Origin of the sequence: Hymenobacter sp. UYCo722 (genome assembly GCF_040547115.1) — a bacterium.
Lineage (GTDB): Bacteria > Bacteroidota > Bacteroidia > Cytophagales > Hymenobacteraceae > Hymenobacter.
The window spans coordinates 922,442-943,502 of sequence record NZ_JBEPPC010000001.1 but is presented as its reverse complement, the minus strand read 5'-3'; the positions used below and the strand labels follow the sequence as shown (position 1 = coordinate 943,502).

At 59.4% G+C, this 21,061-nt stretch carries 17 protein-coding genes; all 17 read left to right on the top strand.

What is annotated here, in order from left to right; translation table 11 throughout:
- Positions 1-23 precede the first annotated feature (23 nt).
- The 17 genes from ABIB44_RS04125 to murD all read left to right on the top strand — a co-directional run bounded on the left by ABIB44_RS04125 (position 24) and on the right by murD (position 21,048).
- Complete coding sequence (locus ABIB44_RS04125) at positions 24-2,306, top strand: ComEC/Rec2 family competence protein (protein WP_354583352.1); 2,283 nt, start codon at positions 24-26, stop codon at positions 2,304-2,306.
- A 219-nt stretch (positions 2,307-2,525) separates the two neighbouring features.
- Positions 2,526-3,332, top strand: coding sequence for an enoyl-CoA hydratase/isomerase family protein (locus tag ABIB44_RS04120; protein WP_354583351.1), 807 nt, complete (start codon positions 2,526-2,528; stop codon positions 3,330-3,332).
- A 135-nt stretch (positions 3,333-3,467) separates the two neighbouring features.
- Positions 3,468-3,962: a sterol desaturase family protein gene (locus tag ABIB44_RS04115; RefSeq protein WP_354583350.1), complete on the top strand. Its 495-nt coding sequence runs from the start codon at positions 3,468-3,470 to the stop codon at positions 3,960-3,962.
- 96 nt (positions 3,963-4,058) lie between these two features.
- Complete coding sequence (locus ABIB44_RS04110) at positions 4,059-4,958, top strand: MerR family transcriptional regulator (protein ID WP_354583349.1); 900 nt, start codon at positions 4,059-4,061, stop codon at positions 4,956-4,958.
- 225 nt (positions 4,959-5,183) lie between these two features.
- The gene (locus ABIB44_RS04105) at positions 5,184-5,738 is read left to right on the top strand and encodes a sigma-70 family RNA polymerase sigma factor (RefSeq protein ID WP_354583348.1); all 555 of its coding nucleotides are present in this window, start codon (positions 5,184-5,186) and stop codon (positions 5,736-5,738) included.
- A 120-nt stretch (positions 5,739-5,858) separates the two neighbouring features.
- On the top strand, positions 5,859-7,349 hold the full coding sequence (crtID, locus tag ABIB44_RS04100) for a bifunctional phytoene desaturase/3,4-desaturase (RefSeq protein WP_354583347.1): 1,491 nt from the start codon (positions 5,859-5,861) through the stop codon (positions 7,347-7,349).
- 114 nt (positions 7,350-7,463) lie between these two features.
- On the top strand, positions 7,464-8,306 hold the full coding sequence (locus tag ABIB44_RS04095; RefSeq protein ID WP_354583346.1) for a phytoene/squalene synthase family protein: 843 nt from the start codon (positions 7,464-7,466) through the stop codon (positions 8,304-8,306).
- Between the two features lie 207 nt (positions 8,307-8,513).
- Positions 8,514-8,984 carry a hypothetical protein gene (locus tag ABIB44_RS04090; protein WP_354583345.1) on the top strand — a complete coding sequence of 157 codons (471 nt, stop codon included), beginning with the start codon at positions 8,514-8,516 and terminating at the stop codon, positions 8,982-8,984.
- A gap of 198 nt (positions 8,985-9,182) precedes the next feature.
- The gene (locus tag ABIB44_RS04085; RefSeq protein ID WP_354583344.1) at positions 9,183-10,034 is read left to right on the top strand and encodes a 4-hydroxy-3-methylbut-2-enyl diphosphate reductase; all 852 of its coding nucleotides are present in this window, start codon (positions 9,183-9,185) and stop codon (positions 10,032-10,034) included.
- Positions 10,035-10,129: 95 nt separating this feature from the next.
- A complete protein-coding gene (locus ABIB44_RS04080; protein ID WP_354583689.1) occupies positions 10,130-10,771 on the top strand; it encodes a fatty acid desaturase in 642 nt (213 codons plus the stop codon).
- 1,056 nt (positions 10,772-11,827) lie between these two features.
- Positions 11,828-12,301, top strand: a complete 474-nt coding sequence (mraZ, locus tag ABIB44_RS04075; RefSeq protein WP_354583343.1) for a division/cell wall cluster transcriptional repressor MraZ — start codon at positions 11,828-11,830, stop codon at positions 12,299-12,301.
- 2 nt (positions 12,302-12,303) lie between these two features.
- On the top strand, positions 12,304-13,227 hold the full coding sequence (gene rsmH / locus ABIB44_RS04070; RefSeq protein ID WP_354583688.1) for a 16S rRNA (cytosine(1402)-N(4))-methyltransferase RsmH: 924 nt from the start codon (positions 12,304-12,306) through the stop codon (positions 13,225-13,227).
- A gap of 9 nt (positions 13,228-13,236) precedes the next feature.
- Positions 13,237-14,118, top strand: a complete 882-nt coding sequence (locus tag ABIB44_RS04065) for an FtsL-like putative cell division protein (protein ID WP_354583342.1) — start codon at positions 13,237-13,239, stop codon at positions 14,116-14,118.
- Positions 14,115-16,586, top strand: a complete 2,472-nt coding sequence (locus ABIB44_RS04060; protein WP_354583341.1) for a PASTA domain-containing penicillin-binding protein — start codon at positions 14,115-14,117, stop codon at positions 16,584-16,586. Before ABIB44_RS04065 ends, ABIB44_RS04060 begins: the two co-directional genes overlap by 4 nt.
- Before the next feature lie 81 nt (positions 16,587-16,667).
- The gene (locus ABIB44_RS04055; RefSeq protein ID WP_354583340.1) at positions 16,668-18,140 is read left to right on the top strand and encodes a UDP-N-acetylmuramoyl-L-alanyl-D-glutamate--2,6-diaminopimelate ligase; all 1,473 of its coding nucleotides are present in this window, start codon (positions 16,668-16,670) and stop codon (positions 18,138-18,140) included.
- Between the two features lie 172 nt (positions 18,141-18,312).
- The gene (mraY, locus tag ABIB44_RS04050) at positions 18,313-19,533 is read left to right on the top strand and encodes a phospho-N-acetylmuramoyl-pentapeptide-transferase (RefSeq protein ID WP_354583339.1); all 1,221 of its coding nucleotides are present in this window, start codon (positions 18,313-18,315) and stop codon (positions 19,531-19,533) included.
- A gap of 123 nt (positions 19,534-19,656) precedes the next feature.
- Positions 19,657-21,048 (top strand): UDP-N-acetylmuramoyl-L-alanine--D-glutamate ligase, encoded by a 1,392-nt coding sequence (gene murD, locus ABIB44_RS04045; protein ID WP_354583338.1) that lies wholly within the window; start codon positions 19,657-19,659, stop codon positions 21,046-21,048.
- Positions 21,049-21,061: the final 13 nt, after the last annotated feature.

Genomic DNA, 21,061 nt, shown 5'->3' with positions numbered 1-21,061 from the left:
ACCTTTCTGCCTTCTACCGTTTGATGATTGCCTGGGCCACCTTTCCCTTCGTGCGCTACACGCCGGCGCTGATTCTCGGTATCGTCGGCTACCTCTATCTCGGCGCGAACTGGCCCGAGCTGTGGCCGGCCACCGTGGCGCTGGCCCTGGGTAGCGCCGGGCTCACATTCTGGGCCGTGCGCCGGCCGCGCCCCGCCGCGACCGATGCGGCCGGGCTGCTCTCGCTGCTCACCATCGTGGCCCTTGGTGCCACGCTCACCCAGCGCGCCACCGAAAGCCGCCGCGCCGACCACCTTTCCCGCTTCGGCGATAAAATAGAAGCCTACCAGGCGGTGGTAGACGAAGCGCCCGTGGTGCGGGCCGCCACGTACGCCACCACGCTGCGGGTGCGCGCCGTGCGGATAGCCGGCCGCTGGCGACGGGCCACCGGCGGCGTGCGCGTGTCGCTGCCGCGCGTGGCCGGCATTGCCCAGCCGCAATACGGACAGGTGTGGCTCATTGCCGGGCATCCCGACCTTAGCAAGCCGCCGCTCAACCCCGGCGAGTTCGACTACGCCCGCTACCTGGAGTACCGGCAAGTCTATCACCAGCAGTACGTTCACCCCGACCAATACCGCGTGCTGCGGCTCGCCCCACCCAATATCTTGGTGGCCCTCAGCCTGCGGGCGGCCACGCAGCTCGACGGGGTTTTCCGGCACTACATCCACGCCCGGCGCGAGTATGCCATTGCGTCGGCGTTGGTGCTGGGTATCAAGGATGACGTGGATTTGGCCACCAAGCAGGCCTACACCGCCACCGGCACCACGCACATCATGGCCGTGAGCGGCTTGCAGGTGGGGTTGTTGTTCGCGGCCATGTCGTGGGTGCTGCGCAAGCTGATTGGCCGGCTGAAGGGCTTTCTGCTGTGGTCGGCGCTGGTGGGACTGGGCGTTATCTGGACCTATGCTTTCGTCACGGGGCTGTCGGCGTCGGTGCTGCGGGCCACGGTCATGTTCACGGTCATCATCATCGGCCGGGCCCTGGGGCGGCAGGATTCCATCTTTAATACGCTGGGCGTGGCCGCGTTTGGCTTGCTGATTTGGAACCCGTTTCTGGTGGCCGACGTGGGGTTTCAGCTCTCGTTTCTGGCGGTGCTCAGCATCGTGTACGTGCAGCCGCGCATCGCCCGGGCGTTCGATATCGAAGCCTATTTCTACGCCCGCCGCCGGCCCTGGCAGCCCAAAGCCGTGCAGTGGGCCTGGCACGGCAGCGGCTGGTTTATCGATAAAGTGTGGCAGGCCGTGGCACTGTCGCTGGCGGCGCAGGTAGCCACCTTTGGGCTGGGCCTCTACTATTTTCACCAGTTCCCATTCAGCTTTCTGATTTCCAACCTCGTGGCGGTGCCCATTTCGAGCGGAGCCGTGTATGTGGGCCTGGCTTTGCTGGCGCTGAAAGGAATTGCCGCCGCCATTGGCCTGCTGCTGCCCGCTGGTGCCGCGTGGTGGCTGGACCTGCTACCGCGCGCCGTGGCGCAGCTATTCGAATGGATGGTGTGGGCCTTCAACGAGTTCATCTTTTTAGTAAGCCGCTGGTGTGCCGGCTGGGTTGTGCGCGATATTCACGTTTCGGCCCTGCAAACGGTCCTGCTCTTCGGCATGATTGGGGCCGGCCTGGCCTGGCTGAATACCCGCCGCCTGGGTTGGTTGCGCGGGCTGGCCCTGCTGCTGCTGGGCTACGCTGGCAGCCGCATGGCCGAAGCCCGCGCCGTAGCCCCCACCGAGGAGTTCATCGTGTACAGTATTCCGCGCCGCTCGGCGGTAGGATTTTGGCAGGGCGCGGCGGCCGAGTTCGTCACGCCCGATTCGCTGCCCCTCACCGAAACGGAGCGCACCTACCGTTTGCTGCCGGGCATCATCCGGCGGGCGGCCCGGCGCACGGCCTACCGGGTAGGGTGGCGAGGCAGTACCGTGCCCGTGCAGCGCCTGCCCGACCCCGACAGCGCCAACGAAAGTCGCTACTTTCGGCCCGGCCCCGTGGTGCTAGCCCGGTGGCGGGGCCTGCGCATCGGCTTCGTGTCGAACCGTATTTCCTCCGCCACGCGGCCCACGCCGGTCGATGTGCTGGTGCTGCGCCGCAATGCCCGCGTGAAGCCCGAAACCGTGGCCGCCGTGTTCGGGCCGCAGGCGCGGGTCGTCTTCGACTCGTCCTGCAAAATCTGGTACGTGGCCCGGCAGGACTCCCTTTTGCGCGCCCAAGGCTTTCGTACCTGGGACGTGACGGCGCAAGGCGCTTTCGTGTGTTCGCCGCCGTCACAGGCCGCCCGCTAAACCTGCAGCAGGCAACTGCCGGGAGCGTTGCTCCGAGTTTTAGCAGAAAGCACCAATGGCCCGGCTATCAACTCGTTTCGGCGTTCCGGCCGGGTCTTTGGCCGAATCGGGTAGTCCATCCGGTCATTTTTTGCGTTAATTGCTGCGGAGCATGCCACCATTCCTTCCCCGGGGGCATCCTTGCTTACAACCATCCGTCCGCGCCGTTCCCCGCCCCTCATGGAAAACCTGCTTACGCCCGAACTCGAAGCTCTCCGCTACATTCAATATGATGCCCAGGACCGCATCGGCTACATTACCCTCAACCGTCCCGACAAGCGCAATGCTCTGAACGCCGACGTAGTAACCGAGCTCAAAAAAGCCTTCGAATTCGCTGAAAACGACGAATCAGTGAAGGTCATCGTGCTGCGCGCGGCCGGCGACGTGTTCTGCGCCGGAGCCGACTTGGCTTACATTCAGGATTTGCAGGGCTTCGGCTACACCGATAACCTGGAAGACAGCACCCACCTCATGCAGCTGTTCCACCAGATTTACACCCTCAAAAAAGTCGTTATCGGGCAGGTGCAGGGCCATGCTCTGGCCGGTGGCTGCGGCTTGGCCGCCATCTGCGACCTTACGTTTGCCGTGCCCGAAGCCAAGTTTGGTTACACCGAAGTGAAAATTGGCTTCATTCCGGCCATCGTGAGCGTGTTTTTGGTGCGCAAAATTGGCGAGGCTCGTACCAAGCAGCTGCTGCTCAGTGGCGACGTGGTATCGGCCCAAACGGCCCTCGACATGGGCCTCGTAACTTTTTTGGCCCCGAAGGAGGAGCTGGCCGAAAACGTGCGTACCTACGCCCACCGTTTGTGCCGCGAAAACTCGGGCCAGAGCATGGAAGTAACCAAGGAAATGCTGGCTCGCTTGCCCGAAATGGGCCTCGAAGAGGGCCTGCGCTATGCTGCCCAGCGCAACGCCGAAGCCCGTGGTTCTGAAGACTGCCGCCGCGGCATTGCCGCCTTCCTCAACAAGGAAAAGCTGGTGTGGTAGGCTGCTCGGGGCTGCGCCCTCGCCCATCGCCCATCGGAAAGTAGTATCTTGAATGCCGCTTTGCGCCGGAATGGGTCGAAGCGGCGTTTTTACGTTTTCAGCAAACAACTTTTTCTCCGCGTCGGTTACTCCCGCATGACTGCATTGGCCGCCTTCGGCATCACCTTCGCCACCTTCGGATTCATGGAATTCTGGGCCTGGTTCATGCACAAGTTTGTGCAGCACGGGCCGCTGTGGTTTTTGCACCGCTCGCACCATGTGCGCCACCCGCACCCGGTGGAGCGCAACGACCTGTTTTTCCTGATTTACGGGGCGATTTCGGCCGTTCTGTTCATCACCGGTGCCAATGGCGGGCGCTGGTGGTTCTGGGTGGGCGTGGGCATTGCCTGCTACGGTACGGTGTACTTTTTTGTGCACGACGTGCTCATCCACGGCCGGCTGCGCTTTTGGAAAAAGTCGCAGAATACGTACCTGAGGGCCCTTAACATGGCCCACAAAACCCACCACAAAACAACGGGCCGCGACGGCTCAGCTGAGTTTGGCCTGCTATGGGTGTCGCCGAAATACATACAGTTGGCGCGGAGGAAGCAATTAAAAATTATAAACGATAAAATAAAAATCAACCAGTAAAACATTGGTTGTGCATCTACTGAATCAATATTTTTTTAATGTATCAGCGTGTTTATCAAGAGCTTCTTGATTTATACTTTATAATTTTAGTTACCAATGGGCCACTTCTCCATCAGCGACTTAGAGCAGCTTTCGGGCATTAAGGCGCACACAATCCGGATGTGGGAGCAGCGTTATAGCTTGCTGCGCCCGGTGCGCACCGCAACTAACATCCGGATGTATAGCGACGACGACCTGCGCCGGCTGCTCAACGTGACCACGCTTTGCGGCCGGGGCCAGCGTATTTCGCAGGTGGCTCGCCTCTCGGACACCGAAATAAAGGCGGCCGTACTAGCCTGCTCCGATGATGCCCACGATTACCATCGTCAGGTAAATGCCCTGCTGGCCGCTATGCTGGGCTTTGATGAGCCTCACCTCAACCAATTATTAAACGATGCCACGGTCCGTCTGGGCTTCGAGAACATGATGCTGCGCGTGGCCTATCCATTGTTGCAGCGCATTGGCTTGATGTGGTTGGCTGGTACCGTCGACCTGTCGCAGGAGCACATGCTGGCTCATTTGCTGCGCCAAAAGCTGCTGGCTGCCACCGATGCGCTGCCCAGCGTGCCTACCACAGCCCGCCGCTGGGTGCTGTTTTTGCCCGCCGATGAGCTGCACGAGCTGGCGTTGCTCTTTATGAACTACCTGCTGCGCGCCCGGGGCCAGCACACGCTCTACCTGGGCCAGAACCTGCCCACAGTCGGCTTGCTCAACGTGGATGCCGCGTACCGGCCCGATGCCGTGGCCACAGTGCTCACCACGCAGCCCGAGCGTGGCCGGGTGGCCGAGTACGCCCGCGAATTGCGCGGCTTGTTTCCCGAAGCCCAATTGGTTATGTATGGCCCGCTGGCCCGGCAAGAGGGGCTGGAGTTGCCGCCCAACTGCGTTTCGCCGGCGATGATGACTGATTTTCTGGCTCTGATTGCCACGCAGGTCGCCGAGCCTGTGGCAGCCTAGGCGGTAGTACACCGCCGGGCCAGCCGCGCAAGTAGCCGCAGGGCTTCACGAAATAATAATATTAGCCTGAGCTCAGCATAGAGTCAAAATGCTTGCCCAGTGCACCTTGCCGCGTCTGAGAGTAAGAAGTAGGCGTGCCGAGTAAATTATTTTCGGTCAGAGCCGTCCCAATCTGTCGCTATCTCGTATATTTGTTTAACAATCGGCCACGAAAAGCTAAACAGCATGACTTCGCTAGAATTCACCTCGCAAGTACAGAAAATTTCGCTCACCCTCCGGCCCGCCGCCATGAATTTGACGCGAGACGCTGATGATGCTAAAGATTTAGTGCAGGAAACCTTACTTAAGGCCCTGTTAAACAAAGACAAGTTTAAAGCTGGTACCAACCTGAAGGCGTGGTTGTATACCATTATGCGCAACACCTTCATCAACAACTACAACAAGATTACCAAGCGCAGCTCCAATATTGACAGCACGGAGTATTTCCAGTATTTCAACACCGACCAGAACTACATCACCCACAACGGAGCCACCTCCGATTTCGTGGTGCGCGATATCAACGAAGCTATTTCCAGCCTCGGTACCGACTACCGCACCCCGTTTATGATGTACTACATCGGCTACAAGTACATGGAGATTGCCGAGAAGCTGCAAATCCCCATTGGTACCGTAAAAAACCGTATACACATTGCGCGCAAAGACCTGAAAGCGGCCTTGCAAGTATACGCCCCCGTGGGGGCCTCGGCCGCGACCGACGCGGCCGAAATCTTGGAAGATTAGCATAAGCCGCCCTCGCGCGGCAGCCGCCGGCTCTGCTGCTGCACTCGCGGCGCTGGGCCGGCGGTTTTTTTTGGGGCGTAATTCGCCTACTTTTTCAACCGATATCGTTACTATCTGCACTTGTCATCCAACACTACTGAAACGAAACGGGCCGTTGTAATCGGTGCCGGCTTTGCCGGGCTGGCGGCGGCCACCACGCTGGCTCAGGCCGGCTGGCGCGTTACTATACTCGAAAAAAATGAAGGCCCCGGCGGGCGGGCGCGGGTTTTCCACGCGCAGGGATTCACCTTCGATATGGGCCCGAGCTGGTACTGGATGCCCGACGTGTTTGAAAAGTATTTTGCGCGCTTCGGCAAGCAAGTGGCGGACTACTATGAGCTGCTGCGGCTCGACCCGTCATACCAGGTAATTTTTAAAGGGCCGGAAGCGGTGGATATTCCGGCCAAAATGAGCGAGCTGCGGGCCTTGTTCGAGCGCTATGAGCCCGGCAGTGCCGCTCGCCTCGACGAGTTTCTCAAGCAGGCGGCTTATAAGTATGAGGTCGGCATCAACCGGCTGGTATATGCGCCCAGCCGCTCCATCTTCGAGTTTGCCGACCCGAAACTTTTGGTGGATATGGTGCGCATGGACGTGCTGCAAAGCATGCATAAGCACGTGCGCCGCTTTTTTAAAGACCCGCGCTTGCTGGAACTGGTGGAGTTTCCCATTCTTTTCCTCGGCGCAACCTCTGAGAACACGCCCGCCCTTTATTCGCTGATGAACTACGCCGACCTGGCGCTGGGCACCTGGTACCCCAAGGGCGGCATGCACAAGATTGTGGAGGGCATGGTGCGACTGGCCGAAGAGTTGGGCGTGACTATTCAATACAACCAGGAGGTGACGGAAATTGCGGTGGAAAATGGCCGCAGTACCGGCGTGCGCACCGCCAGCGGCTTCTTTGCCGCCGATGCCGTGGTGGCTGGGGCCGACTACCACCACATCGAGCAGCAGGTGCTGAAAGCGGAGTACCGCCATTACGACGAAAAATACTGGGATTCGCGCACCATGGCCCCGTCGAGCCTGCTGTTCTACCTCGGCGTGAACCGCAAGCTGGAAAAGCTGCGCCACCACAACCTGTTCTTTGATGAGGACCTGAACCAGCACGCCCGCGAAATTTATGAGCAGCCGCAGTGGCCTTCCAAACCACTCTACTACGCCTCGGTACCCAGCATAACCGACCCCACCGTAGCTCCCGAGGGCCAGGAAAACCTGTTCCTGCTTGTTCCGGTAGCCCCTGGCCTTACCGACGACGAAGCTACCCGCGAGCGTTACTACGACCTGCTGATGGACCGCCTCGAAAAGCATTGCGGCCACCCCATCCGCGAGCACGTGGTGTATAAGCGTAGCTATGCCCACCGCGATTTCATCGCCGACTATCACAGTTTTAAGGGCAACGCCTACGGCTTGGCCAACACCCTGAAACAAACGGCTATTCTAAAGCCTACGCTGAAGAGCAAAAAAGTAGCAAATTTGTATTTCACCGGCCAGCTCACCGTGCCCGGCCCGGGCGTGCCGCCCTCGCTCATTTCGGGCCAAGTAGTGGCAGGCGAAGTGCTAAAAGAACAGAAATAAACAGAACGTCATGCTGAGCGCAGCCGAAGCATCTTTACCACGCAAGTAATTAGTTAGCATTGCGGTAGAGATGCTTCGGCTGCGCTCAGCATGACGTTCCTGGAGATTCATTGAATGGACCACGTTAAACTCTTCACCGACACCAGCCTGGCGTGTAGCAAGCTCATCACGGGGCGTTACAGCACCTCGTTCACGCTGGGCATTCGCACACTCGATGAGCAGCTGCACTTGCCGGTGTATGCCGTGTATGGCTTCGTGCGCTGGGCCGATGAAATCGTGGATACGTTCCATGACCACGACAAGGCCGCGTTGCTCGCCGACTTTCGTCGCCAAACATATGAGGCATTGGATACCGGGCTGAGCTTTAACCCCGTCCTGCACGCCTTTCAGCACGTAGTGCGTCGGTACGGGATTGACCGGGAGTTTATTGAGGCCTTTCTGCACAGCATGGCCCTCGATTTGGAGGACCAGAATTACCACCCTGGGCTGTATCAGGAATACATTTACGGCTCGGCCGAAGTGGTAGGGCTAATGTGCCTGCGCATTTTTTGCGATGGCGATGCCGCCATGTTTGAGCGCCTTCGTGAGCCGGCTCGCCGGCTGGGCTCGGCTTTTCAGAAAGTGAATTTCCTGCGCGACATCCGCTCCGACTATGAGGACCGGGGCCGGGTGTATTTTCCGGGCGTGATTTATTCGCGCTTCAACGACACGACCAAGGCGGAGATTGAGAACGACATCAAAGCCGATTTTGAAGCGGCTTACATCGGCATTCAGCAGCTGCCGCCCTGCGCGAAGCTGGGCGTGTACCTGGCTTACGTCTACTATCTGAAGCTGTTCTATAAAATCAGGAAGTTGCCGGCAGCTCGTATTCTGGGCGAGCGGGTACGGGTGCCCGACAATACCAAGCTGCTGTTGCTGCTTGGCTCGTATTTCCGCTATCAGCTGTCGCGCATCTAACACTGGTTTTAGGCCCGGATTTTGCCTTTCAAAAACTACTTTGTGGCCTTTTCCCGTAGTTTTGCTGGTATGCGAGTTTCCCAGATTTTGTTTTTTGCGGTGGTTTTAGGAGTCGGGTCGTTGTCTTCGGCGGCCGGTTTGCATCCGATTGCTGGGCGGGCTGCTGTGGACGCTTGTGCTTTTTCCTCCAACTTTCCCATCTATTCCATGTCGTCTCCTTACCACCCCGCCAACCTGCGTCGGCACTACGAGCTGGCCGCTGCCGACAAAGCCGCCGGCGAAAAATTTTATCAGCTATTGGCCGATTATAAAGACCGCGACGCGTTGGTGCTGGCCTACAAAGGTGCTTCCGAAGCTATTCGGGCCCGCGATGCGTCGATGTTCAACAAGCTCACTTACGTTCAGGACGCGTCCAAGACCTTTGAGCAGGCCGTCAGCATCGACCCGCAGAACCCGGAAATCCGCTTCCTGCGCTTCTCAGTCGAGAGCAACCTGCCGGCCTTCCTGGGCCTGAGCAAGCACATCGATGAAGACAAGGAAATGCTGCTGAGTGCCGCGCTCAGCCACCCCAACTCGGGCCTTGATGCGGAAGCCTTCCGCACGGTGCGCGATTTTCTGGTGGAGCGGGGCCATGTGAGCGAGGGTGATGCCCAGAAGCTGAATAAAGTAAAAGAATAGCCTAAGCAGCAGCGCACGACGAGCATAATGGGCCTGGCATGAGAACGGTAGGTGGCTGAACTCGCTGTGCTCGCCACGAGCTGAGGCTCGGCTACCTTTTAGCTTGGCCCGAATGAAAATAAGCCAGCCTGACGTATTTTCGGCCAACCGGCCCGGTTCACGCAACCTTGCGGCCGGGTTACCGGTTACCGAGGTCCTATGCCGAACCTGTCACTCAGCGTCCGAATCGACCCTAACTCTGGCTTTTGCTTTGGCGTGATATACGCCATTCAAATGGCCGAAGACCTGCTCGACGAGCAAGGCTACCTTTATTGCCTGGGCGATATCGTGCACAACGATGAGGAAGTGCAGCGGCTGGAGGCGCGTGGCCTCCGCATCATCTGCCACGAGGAAATGGCCCAGCTGCGCGATGAAGCAGTGCTTATTCGGGCCCACGGCGAGCCGCCGGCCACCTACCAAATGGCACTGGAAAACAACCTGACCCTGGTTGACGCGAGCTGCCCGGTAGTGCTGAAGCTGCAAAACCGCATCAAAACCAGCTACGACAAAAAGGAGCAGATTTTCATTTATGGCAAGCACGGCCACGCCGAGGTACTGGGCCTGTTGGGCCAGACGAGCGGCAATGCGGTGGTATTCGAAAGCCTCGATGAGCTGTTGAGCCACGAACTGCCCGACAATATTACGCTCTACAGCCAGACCACGAAGAGCACCAACAGCTTCTATAACATTAAGAACCAGCTGGAGACCAGGGGCTATCAGGTGAACGCCAACGACACCATCTGCCGGCAGGTGAGTAACCGCGATAAGGACCTGCGGCGCTTCGCCGCGCAGTACGACCAGATTGTTTTCGTGTCGGGGACCAAGAGCTCCAATGGCAAGGTGCTCTATCAGGTCTGCCTTGAAACCAACCCTCAAACGCACTTCATTTCCAACGTGGCCGAAATCGACGCGGTCTGGTTCCAGCCGGGGCAGACGGTAGGCATCTGTGGGGCCACCAGCACGCCGATGTGGCTGATGGAGCAGGTGCGCGACCGGCTATCGTCACTTTAAATTTCGGCGTGAATTCAACCGTAGCCATCCCCACCAAGCGCGTTGCGCCCGCGCCCGTCGGCATTGCCGGCGCGGCCATCGCCGGGCTGATTGTGATGCTGTGGGCGTTGTTGCTGGGCTTTTTGTTGGCTCGCTACCAGCCCAACTGGTATTCGCCCGCGCCTTATCTGCTGGCGTTGCTCCAGACCCATCTTTATACTGGCCTGTTCATCACCGCGCACGATGCCATGCACGGCATTGTGAGCCCCAATAAGCGCCTGAACAATTCGCTGGGAACACTGGCCGCTGGCCTGTTTGCCTACAACTGGTTTCCCGGGCAGCTGTCCAAGCACCATGCCCACCACCGCCACGTGGGCACCCAGGATGACCCTGACTACCACGATGGTCGCCATCCGGGCTTTCTGCCTTGGTTTTTACACTTCGCCTGGAACTACGTGACCTGGTGGCAGGTGTTGCTGATGGCCGCGACCTACAATGTGCTAAAGCTATTTTTTCCGCAGGCTAACGTGATTGCCTTTTGGATGATTCCGGCCGTGCTGGCCACCTTGCAGCTATTTTTCTTCGGCACCTACCTGCCGCACCGAGGCGAGCATGCCGCTGATAACCAACACAAGTCGCGCAGCCAGTTCCGCCACCACCTGTGGGCGTTTGTGAGCTGCTATTTCTTCGGCTATCACTACGAGCACCACGACCAGCCCTACTTGCCCTGGTGGCGGCTGTGGCGAGCTAAAGACTGACTGCGGATTTCACGGATGTTGTGGACATTCCATTTCTGCCCCGTGCACTGAAAAAGGCTTGTCATGTGGCAAGCCTTTTTGGATTACGTCAAAGCACCGACTAATTGGCGTTCACAAAATCAGCTGAAATAGTTGCTAATCCTTGTTCTGGTTCACTGCATTTGACTTTTCTTAGCAGTCGGGCAGGCGACTGTAGGCGTAGGCTTAGGTAATAAACTCGTCGGCGTTACAGCCTGATTGCAGCCGAAAAAATTGAATCTGCGGTTGCATGGTGCAAGTAGTTGTGAAATAATAAATTAATGACTGTCAAAGAGTGAAATTCTTATGCTGAGCTATAGGTGCAAGTAGCCACGACAGCTTGCTCCAGCATTGAGGCAGTTGGGAAAAGCTTTCGCAAGACCTGGATTTTCGGAGTGCAGGCGAAAGTCTGCAGCAATTAGCCCGCAGGGGTAGGGGCGAGGCACCCGTCACAAACCGGCGCGGGCCAGTATCTGCTAGCCCATCGGTAGCACGTTAACTGACACTGAGGAAACCGCTACTAGTGTTTTGGCGGTCAGCTTGTGTGTCTTGCGACTCAGCTTAAGCTCGTGCTTGCAGAAATCGCAGCAGTCGTTCCTGGCCTTTGCCACAGTGCAAGGTCGGTTCATATGGCGGTGGGATGGGTACTGTTCCGTGGGGTATAGGTACCAGCATGGCCGCACAACGCTGATGAGGCGAGGGACAGAAAGCAACGAGGCGGAAGAACTATGAAGGAGTCCTGCGCAGCTGGTCAGGAGTGCGAAATCCGGCCCCCACAGGAGTAGTGTCCGCGAATGTTATTCACTCGCAAGCCTCACGGGGGCGTTGCTCATATTCGCCCTGACATTCTGGCAAATTCTCCGAATACCTCGCAACTGACAATCAAGCAAAGCCACATGAAACATTCAAAAACTGCATTTAAACGCTCCAACGGGTGTTTTGCATTTGTGGTAGGAAATGGTAAATCGTGGTTGGTTTTCGGTAGGGTTCCCGTACATTTGCCAATGTCGCTGCTTCATCACCCAGCGGTTTATGCCCATGAACCTGCTCTCCGGCGAATACGAATGCAAGCTCGACCCGAAGGGGCGGCTGGTATTGCCGGCTAAAGTGAAGGGAAACCTGCCCGAGCAATCTGGTAATCAGTTGGTGCTGGTGCGCGGCTTCGAGCCCTGCCTGGTGCTGTATCCGCGGGCTGCTTGGGGGGTCATCCACGAGAAAGTGATGGCGCTGGACGAATTCAATGAGGAGTACCGGCAATTTCAGCGCAACTTTTTTCGGGGCATGACGGAGGTTGAGCTTGACAGCATCAGCCGTTTTATGCTGCCGCGCAGCATGTTGCGCTACGCCGGCATTGAGAAAGAAGCCATTATTGTGGGCCTGGGCAACCGCTGCGAAATCTGGGACCCGGCCCGCTACGATGAGTTCCTTATCAAGGACCAGCAAAGCTTCAGTAAGCTGGCCCAGAAGTTTTTATCGTCCGAAACCCCGCCGCTCGCCGGCCTGGCCGCATGAGCATGACCGAATACGATAACGACCAGGCCTACCACCGCCCCGTCATGCTGGCCCAGTGCCTGGCCGCTATGGACCTACAGCCCGATGGGCGCTACGTCGACGTGACCTTTGGGGGGGGCGGCCACTCGGCCCGCATCCTCGAAAGGCTCACCACCGGCCACCTCTTTAGCTTCGACCAGGATGCCGACGCGGAGGCTGAAGCCAACAAGCTGGCCCGCCCGCAGTTCACGTTCGTGAAAGCCAACTTCCGGGATTTGCATGCTGAATTGCAGCAGCTTGGGGCATTGCCCGTAGATAGCCTACTGGCCGACCTGGGGGTGAGCTCGCACCAGTTCGACACGCCCGAGCGTGGCTTCTCGACCCGCTTCGACGGCCCGCTGGATATGCGGATGGACCCGGATGGCCCGCTGACGGCCGCCGATATACTCAATGATTACAAGGAGGCCGACCTGCACCGCATTTTCGGCATGTACGGCGAGGTGACCAATGCCCGCACGCTGGCGGCCACGGTGGGTGCGGCCCGGCGCGGCCGGCGCCTCGAAACCATTGCTGAGCTCAAACAGGCCATTGCGCCCTGCACGCCGCGCGGCAAGGAAAACAAGTACCTGGCCCAGGTTTTCCAGGCCCTGCGCATTGAGGTGAACCAAGAAATGCAGGCTTTGCAGGAAATGCTGCTGCAAACGGCCGACGTGCTGCGCCCTGGCGGCCGGCTGGTGGTGATGAGCTACCATTCGCTGGAAGACCGGCTGGTGAAAAACTTCATCGCGAAGGGTAAATTTTTTGGAACCGTTGAAAAAGACTTCTTCGGTAACGAAAGCAAGCCCTTCGAGGCCGTGAACCGCAAGCCCGAAGAAGCCGACCCGGCCGAAGTCGCGCTGAATAGCCGCGCCCGAAGTGCTAAATTGCGGGTTGCAATTAGAAACTAGACCCTGCCGATGGCCGCTAACACGCTCCGTCCCACCGATGCCCCGCGCCGCGCCAATGTGCCGCGTCCGGTAGCCGCGCCCGAGCCGGAGGAAGCCCCCGCGGCCCCTGTGGCCGAATACGTGGCCCCCAACCCGGAGCCCACCCCAGTGCCCGCTACCCCGAAGCGTGAGAAGCGCCGCCGCGAGCCGGCGGCCGAAACGACCCCGCGCAGCTCGTGGAGCTTGTTTTCGCTGCTCGACCGCGCCACCAGCGTGGATGGCCTGTTCCGCGAGGGCTTGCCGGTGCGCTTCCTGCCGCATCTGCTGTTCGGGATGCTGCTGGTGCTGCTCTACATCGGCAACACGCACTACGGCAACCGCATGAACCGCAATATTCAGCGCCTCAAGCAGGAGACTGAAGACCTGCGGGCCGACTACACCACCCTGAAATCGGACTACATGGAGGCCAGCAAGCAGAGCGAGGTAGCCCGCAAAGTGGCCGCCATCGGATTGGTCGAGAGCTCGTCGCCGCCCTTCCGCATCGCGGTGCCGGCTGGCCACCTCGACGCCGCTGAGCTGGAGCTGATGCCCGTGCTCACGGCCGATACGTTGGCTGCCCGCGCCGACCGCGACTCCACCGCCGCGCTGCGCGCCGACCAGCTGGCCGGCCGCCGCCGTCCGGTCGATGGCAGCGACGAGGACAGTGGCCCTGAAATCATTGCCCCGCCCCAGGCGCTGAACGGGGACTCCGTGCCGCCCCGGGTAGCTGCGCCGCATAGCATAGCCGCCCCGCAGGCTTCGCGCCAAGCTGCTAATCGCAAGCCCGACAGTAAGAATAAGGCACAAAAGGGCACAAGCTCGCACAAGAAACAATCGGCAGATAAACAGGCCGTTAAAGCCCGTAACCGATGAAAGGCAGCGTTAAGAAGTCGATAGTTACGCGGGTGCGGCTGGCCTTTCTGGGGGTGGCGGTGTTTTCGAGCGCCATTTTCTGGAAGGCAACCAAGATTCAATTTCAGGAGGGGGCCAAGTGGCGCGCCCTGGAGCAGGAACGGCGCATTACCTACCAGTCGGTGCCGGCCACGCGGGGTAATATTTACTCGGATAACGAAAGCATTATGGCTACCTCGCTGCCGTTTTACCGGGTGGCCTGGGACCCGGGCGTGGTGGAGGACGGCGTGTTTCGGGCCGGGATTGACTCGCTGGCCTGGCATCTGTCGCATTTCTTCGGTGACCGTAGCGTGCAGGAGTACCGCCGCCGGCTGGTGAACGCACACTCGGCCAAGCAGCGCTATATCCGCCTCAACTCGCGGCAAATTAATTTTCAGGAGAAGAAGCTGATGGCTACCTGGCCGGTATTCCGCGAGCGGCGCAACCGGGGCGGGGCCATTTTTGAGAAGGTGGACAAGCGTTTCCGGCCCTTTGGCGGGCTGGCGCAGCGCACCATCGGCTTCGTGAACGAGGACAAGCACGGCGCGGGCCTGGAATACACCTTTGAGCAGAGCCTGGCCGGAAAATCGGGCGAGGCATTGTTTGAGCGCGTACCGGGCGGCGTGAAGCCGGTGTACGACGGCACCGAAATTAAGCCCTTGCCGGGCTACGACGTGAAAACCACGCTCGACATCAACTTGCAGGACGTGGCCGAAAATGCGCTCTACAAGTCGCTGGTCGATAACAATGCCCAGTACGGCTGCGTGATTCTGATGGAAGTGGCGACCGGCGAAATCAAGGCCGTGGCCAACCTCGGCAAGGCGTCGGACGATACCTATAAGGAAGACTACAACTACGCCTTTGCCGACCAGGGCCGCACGGAGCCGGGTTCCACCTTCAAGCTGGCCTCGATGATGGCGCTGTTTGAGGCGCATCCGGAGCTGACGCTCGATGACATGGTGGACACCGGCAACGGCCGCATGTACGTGGGCGGGGCCGTGAAATCGGACTCGCACGGCTACGGCCGCATCACGGTGCAGCAGGTATTTGAGAAATCAAGCAACATCGGCGTGGCCAAGCTGGTGGACAAATATTTCTCGCACAACCCGACTGAATACACCGATTACCTCAAGAAATTCGGCCTTGATAAGCCGCTGGGCTTCCAAATGACCGGTGAGGCGCTGCCCTATGTGAAGGACCCCCAGGACCGCAGCTGGAGCCGCACCTCGCTTACCACCATGAGTATCGGCTACGAGCTGAAGCTGGCCCCCTTGCAAACGCTGGCGCTCTACAACGCGGTGGCCAACGGCGGCGTGAAGGTGCAGCCCATGATTGTGCGCGAAATCAAGCAGGCCGACCAGGTGCTGATGCACAACGAAACCAAGGTGCTGAACCCCAAAATATGCTCCGACGCTACGCTGATTAAGGTAAAATCGATGATGGAAGGAGTAGTGACCGCCGGCACGGCCCGTAGCATTCGGCCCAAGGACTACAGCATCGCCGGCAAAACCGGCACGGCCTGGAAATTCAAGAATGGGCAGTACACCAAGACGTACTCGACCAGCTTCGTGGGCTACTTCCCGGCCGATAAGCCCAAGTACAGTTGCATCGTGGTGGTGGATTCGCCCCGCAACGGCCGCATCTACGGGGCCGATGTGGCCGCGCCGGTCTTCCGCGAAGTAGCCGACAAGTGCATGGCCCGCGACCTGCTCAGCCAGCGCCCGCTGCTGGCCAAGGCCCGCCTGAACAAGAGCCACGTGCCGCTGGTGCGCGCCGGCATGCAGGACGAGTTGGCCCTCGTGTGCCAGCGGCTGGGCCTGGTGGGCAACACCCAAGCCACCGGCGGCGAGGAGTGGGTGCGCAGCGCTTCCGATACTGCTTTCCACGCCCGCACCGTGACGCTGGTGGTGAACCCCGTGCGCCCCAACTACGTGCCGCAGGCCCGGGGCCTGAGCCTGCGCGATGCGCTGTTCCTGCTCGAAAACCGGGGCCTGCATGTGCGGGCCGTGGGCTCGGGCCGGGTGCGCGAGCAGTCGCTGGCCCCGGGCTCGCCCATCAAGCGCGGCGACCTGATTACGCTGCAATTGGAAGAATCCGGCCCCCGCATCGCGGCCCCCGTGGCCCTGCCCGAGCCCGAGCACACCGACCTGGCCGAAAATAAGCTGCTGGTGCCTGTGGATATGGAGCCCGCCAAAGCCCGCAAATCTTTCTCCGACGGCGAAAAAGCTCACGTGCAGCCTGCCGTGGCCGAGCGCTCGGCTGGTGTGAAGCCCAATGCCAAAGCCAGCAAGCCCACGGCCAGACCCGCCACTGCTTCGCCAGCCACTAAACCAGCGGCAACCCGAGGAGCAAAAGCTGCTGATAAATCCAAAGAAGCTACTCGCCAGCCCGCAACGGGCAAGAACCCCAAGAAGCCCACACCGACCAAGCCCGCCGTGCGCCGCGCCTGAATTAGTTAAAAGTTAGAAGTTAAGAGTTAAAAGCAAAATGCCCTACCTCATAACTCTTAGTTCTTAACTCATAACTCACTCATGATTTCCCTGCCGCTCTTTTCCCTGCTTACCGACGTGAACGTGCTTGCCCAGCACGGCCCCACCGACGTGCCCATCACCGGCCTCACGCTCGATTCGCGCGAAGCCGGGCCGGGCGTGGCGTTCTGCGCCTTGCGCGGCACGGCCACCGACGGCCACAAGTTTATTGAAGGCGCAGTGGCGAAAGGGCTGGCCGCCGTTATCTGCGAAGAGTTGCCAGCCGAGCTGCACTCTGCCACGGCCTACGTGTTGGTAGCCGATTCGGCCGAGGCGCTGGGCCACATGGCGGCTGCTTTTCATGGCCACCCCTCGCGGCAGCTCACGCTGGTGGGCGTGACCGGCACCAACGGCAAAACCACCTGCGCCACGCTGCTGCACAAGCTATTCCGTGAGTTGGGCTACCACGCTGGCCTGCTGAGCACGGTGCAAAACCAGATTGACGAGGAAGTAATCCCGAGCACCCACACCACGCCCGACGCCATCCGGCTGAATGCGCTGCTGGCCCGCATGGTCGGGGCTGGTTGTACCCATGCCTGCATGGAGGTGAGCAGCCACGCCGTGGCCCAGCACCGCGTTACGGGGTTGCGCTTCGCGGGCGGCGTGTTCACCAACCTTACCCACGACCACCTCGACTACCACGGCACGTTTGATAACTACCTGAAAGCCAAAAAGGGCTTTTTCGACGCGCTGCCCAAAACCGCCTTCGCCCTCACCAACGCCGACGACAAGCGCGGCCCGGTGATGCTGCAAAACACCGTGGCCCGCCGCGCTACCTACTCGCTGCGCGGGGCCGCCGACTTCCGCGCCAAATTGGTAGCGAACGAGGTGCACGGCCTGCACCTCGAAATCGACGGCCGCGAAATTCTTTTTCGGCTCATCGGGGTGTTCAACGCCTACAACCTGCTGGCCGTGTACGGCGCGGCCGTGCTGCTGGGGGAGGACCCCACCGAAGTGCTCACCATCCTCTCGGGCCTGACCACCGCGCCCGGCCGCTTCGAGCCGGTGCTGTCGGGGCCGCAAAGCATCACGGGCATTATCGACTATGCCCACACGCCCGACGCGCTGGAAAACGTGCTGCAAACCCTGCACGAAATCCGCCAGCCCAGCCAGCACATCATCACGGTAGTGGGCTGCGGCGGCAACCGCGACGCGGCCAAGCGCCCCATCATGGCCAACCTGGCGGCGCGGCTTTCCAACCAGGTCATCCTCACCTCCGACAATCCCCGTTTTGAGGACCCCGCCGAGATTCTGGCCCAGATGGAAGCCGGCGTAACGGCCCCCGATTCGGCCAAAGTCCAGACCGTGCCCGACCGCCGCGCCGCCATCGAAGCCGCCGTGCGCCTGGCCGGCCCGCACGACATTGTGCTGGTCGCTGGCAAGGGCCACGAAAATTATCAGGAGATTCGCGGGGTGAAAATGCCTTTTGATGACAAGCTGATTCTCACTGAAATTTTTGCTGAACTGAACAAGTAGATTCGTCATGCCATCTATAATCCATCTGTCATCCTGAGCATTCTGCGACTTAAGCAGAGACGAAGGACCTTATCACGCTTAAGTAAATCGTTCAGCGGTGATAAGGTCCTTCGCTGCGCTCAGGATGACAGCCGAGAATAGGCCTGCCGAACCATAACGACCCGCTTCCCGAATGCTTTATTACCTCTTCCGTTACCTGCACGAACATTTCCATCTGGCGGGCACCGGCGTGTTCCAGTACACCACGTTTCGCGCCGGGCTGGCAATAGTTATTTCCCTGCTCATCGCCCAAATTTTCGGGCATCGTCTCATCAAAGTATTACAACGTAAGCAGATTGGGGAGAGCGTGCGCGACCTGGGCTTGCAGGGCCAGAACGAGAAGAAAGGCACCCCGACCATGGGCGGCCTCATCATCATCCTGGCCATTCTGGTACCGGTAATTCTGCTGTGCCGGCTCCGCAATATTTACATCATCCTCATGATTATGAGTACGGTGTGGCTGGGTCTGATTGGCTTTCTGGACGATTACATCAAGGTGTTTCGCAAGAACAAGGAGGGGCTGAGTGGCCGCTTCAAAGTGCTGGGCCAAGTAGGCCTGGGGATTACGGTAGGCTGGGTGCTGTTCTACAGCAACGAAATTACGGTGCGCGAATACCTGTTGCCGAACGGCACTTATTCGGCCGTCGATGCCAGTAAGATATTCAAAGACGTGCATTTGATGATTACTACGGTGCCGTTTATGAAGAACAATGAGCTAAACTACGGCGACCTGTTTGCCACGGCTGGTACGTTTTTCAATGGCCTCTATGGCTTCCTCTACATTCCCATCGTCATCTTCCTGATTACGGCCATCAGCAACGGGGCCAATCTCACCGACGGACTCGACGGGCTGGCGGCTGGTACTTCAGCCATTATTGGTATTACACTGGCCATTTTTGCCTTTGTGAGCGGCAACGCGCTACTGGCTGACTACCTGGACGTAATGTTTATTCCCGACTCGGGTGAGCTGGTTATTTTCTGCACGGCCTTCGTGGGGGCCTGCATCGGATTTCTGTGGTACAACTCCTATCCGGCGCAGGTTTTTATGGGCGACACGGGTTCGCTCACGCTGGGCGGCATCATTACGGTGCTGGCCCTGGTGGTGCGCAAGGAGCTGCTGATTCCAATTCTGTGCGGCGTGTTTATCATTGAAAACCTGTCGGTTGTGGTGCAGGTGAGCTGGTTCAAGTACACTAAGCGCAAGTATGGCGAGGGCCGCCGGCTGCTGCGCATGTCTCCGCTGCACCATCACTACCAGAAGCTGGGCTACCACGAGTCTAAAATCGTGTCGCGCTTTTGGATTGTCGGGATTATGCTGGCTGTTATTACCTTGGTTACGCTGAAGCTGCGCTAATCAACTCCTATCATCCTGCGCATTCCGCGCATCAAGCGGCGACGAATGACCTTATCACGGTCGCGCTGCTTGGTCTAAAATTCAGCGTGATAAGATGCTTCGCAGCGCGGACGCAACATGAGCATGACAAACAAGAAAAACATTGTAATTCTAGGAGCGGCCGAAAGCGGCGTGGGCGCGGCCCTGTTGGCCCAGGCCAAAGGCTACACCGTCTTCGTGTCGGACCGTGGCCCCATCCAGCCCGAGTACAAGCAGCAGCTCACCGAGGCCGGTATCGAATTCGAAGAAAGCCAGCACTCGCTGGATAGAATTCTGACTGCCGATGAAGTCGTAAAAAGCCCCGGCATCCCGGAGAAAGCGCCGGTAATTCAGGCGCTGCGCGATAAGAAAATTCCAATTATCTCCGAGATTGAGCTGGCCGGCCGCCACACCCGGGCCCGGTGCATCTGCATCACCGGCACCAACGGCAAAACCACCACCACGCTGCTCATTTACCATTTGCTGAAGTCGGCGGGCCTGAATGTGGGCCTGGCCGGCAACGTGGGCTACTCGCTGGCCGAGCAGGTGATTGAGGACAAGTACGACTACTATGTGGTGGAGCTCAGTAGCTTCCAGCTCGACGACACCCATGACTTTCAGCCCTGGATTGCCATTCTGCTCAACATCACGCCCGACCACCTCGACCGCTACGACTACTCGTTGGAGCACTACGCCATGGCCAAGCTGCGCATCGTGCGCAATCAGGACAGCGAAGGCACATTTATCTACAACGCGGATGATGAGAATATCCAGCGCTATTTCAAATCGGCGCTTCGGCCGGTGCACCAGATGCCCTTCAGCCTGCACCATCGCCCCGATATTCACCTGGCGGCCTACTACGAAACTACCGACCTGCTGTGCGTGGACATGCTGCCCGGCTACTACAGCAAAACCGAGGAAATAAGCACCGCCAACTCACCCCTCATCGGCCAGCATAACCGCCAAAATACGCTGGCCGCCGTCCTCGCCGCCCGCGTGGCCGGACTCGAACCCGCGCAGATTGAAGCCGCTCTGGGCACCTTCCACAACGCCGACCACCGCCTGCAGCCAGTGGGCGAAATCAACGGCGTAAGCTACATCAACGACAGCAAAGCCACCAACGTGGAAGCCGCCTGGTACGCCCTCGACGGCATTCAGCAGCCCATCGTCTGGATTGCCGGTGGCACCGACAAGGGCAACGACTACAGCAGCTTGCTCAACCTCGCTGGCCACCGCGTGAAGGCCCTTATTTGCCTCGGCGTCGATAACGCCAAGCTTCGCGCCACCTTCGACCCCATCATCCCGCAGGTGGAAGAAACGCAAAGCATGGCCGACGCCGTGGCCCGCGCCGCCGCCCTCGCTGCCCCCGGCGACGTGGTGCTGCTCTCACCCTGCTGCGCCAGCTTCGACCTGTTCAAAAACTACGAAGACCGCGGCCAGCAGTTCGCGGCGGCGGTGAGCACCCTGCTGGGGGGCGGCTTGTCAGCATCATTGTAATCCGAGAAAGTAG

Excerpts from the sequence above, each read along its gene's own strand:
- ABIB44_RS04080 (WP_354583689.1), top strand. The coding sequence starts at position 10,130 with ATGCTGTGGGCGTTGTTGCTGGGCTTTTTGTTGGCTCGCTACCAGCCC.
- ABIB44_RS04120 (WP_354583351.1), top strand. The coding sequence starts at position 2,526 with ATGGAAAACCTGCTTACGCCCGAACTCGAAGCTCTCCGCTACATTCAA.
- ABIB44_RS04090 (WP_354583345.1), top strand. The coding sequence starts at position 8,514 with ATGTCGTCTCCTTACCACCCCGCCAACCTGCGTCGGCACTACGAGCTG.
- ABIB44_RS04115 (WP_354583350.1), top strand. The coding sequence starts at position 3,468 with ATGACTGCATTGGCCGCCTTCGGCATCACCTTCGCCACCTTCGGATTC.
- ABIB44_RS04065 (WP_354583342.1), top strand. The coding sequence starts at position 13,237 with ATGGCCGCTAACACGCTCCGTCCCACCGATGCCCCGCGCCGCGCCAAT.
- ABIB44_RS04110 (WP_354583349.1), top strand. The coding sequence starts at position 4,059 with ATGGGCCACTTCTCCATCAGCGACTTAGAGCAGCTTTCGGGCATTAAG.
- ABIB44_RS04085 (WP_354583344.1), top strand. The coding sequence starts at position 9,183 with ATGCCGAACCTGTCACTCAGCGTCCGAATCGACCCTAACTCTGGCTTT.
- murD (WP_354583338.1), top strand. The coding sequence starts at position 19,657 with ATGACAAACAAGAAAAACATTGTAATTCTAGGAGCGGCCGAAAGCGGC.
- mraY (WP_354583339.1), top strand. The coding sequence starts at position 18,313 with ATGCTTTATTACCTCTTCCGTTACCTGCACGAACATTTCCATCTGGCG.
- mraZ (WP_354583343.1), top strand. The coding sequence starts at position 11,828 with ATGAACCTGCTCTCCGGCGAATACGAATGCAAGCTCGACCCGAAGGGG.
- ABIB44_RS04055 (WP_354583340.1), top strand. The coding sequence starts at position 16,668 with ATGATTTCCCTGCCGCTCTTTTCCCTGCTTACCGACGTGAACGTGCTT.
- ABIB44_RS04105 (WP_354583348.1), top strand. The coding sequence starts at position 5,184 with ATGACTTCGCTAGAATTCACCTCGCAAGTACAGAAAATTTCGCTCACC.
- ABIB44_RS04095 (WP_354583346.1), top strand. The coding sequence starts at position 7,464 with ATGGACCACGTTAAACTCTTCACCGACACCAGCCTGGCGTGTAGCAAG.
- ABIB44_RS04060 (WP_354583341.1), top strand. The coding sequence starts at position 14,115 with ATGAAAGGCAGCGTTAAGAAGTCGATAGTTACGCGGGTGCGGCTGGCC.
- rsmH (WP_354583688.1), top strand. The coding sequence starts at position 12,304 with ATGACCGAATACGATAACGACCAGGCCTACCACCGCCCCGTCATGCTG.
- ABIB44_RS04125 (WP_354583352.1), top strand. The coding sequence starts at position 24 with ATGATTGCCTGGGCCACCTTTCCCTTCGTGCGCTACACGCCGGCGCTG.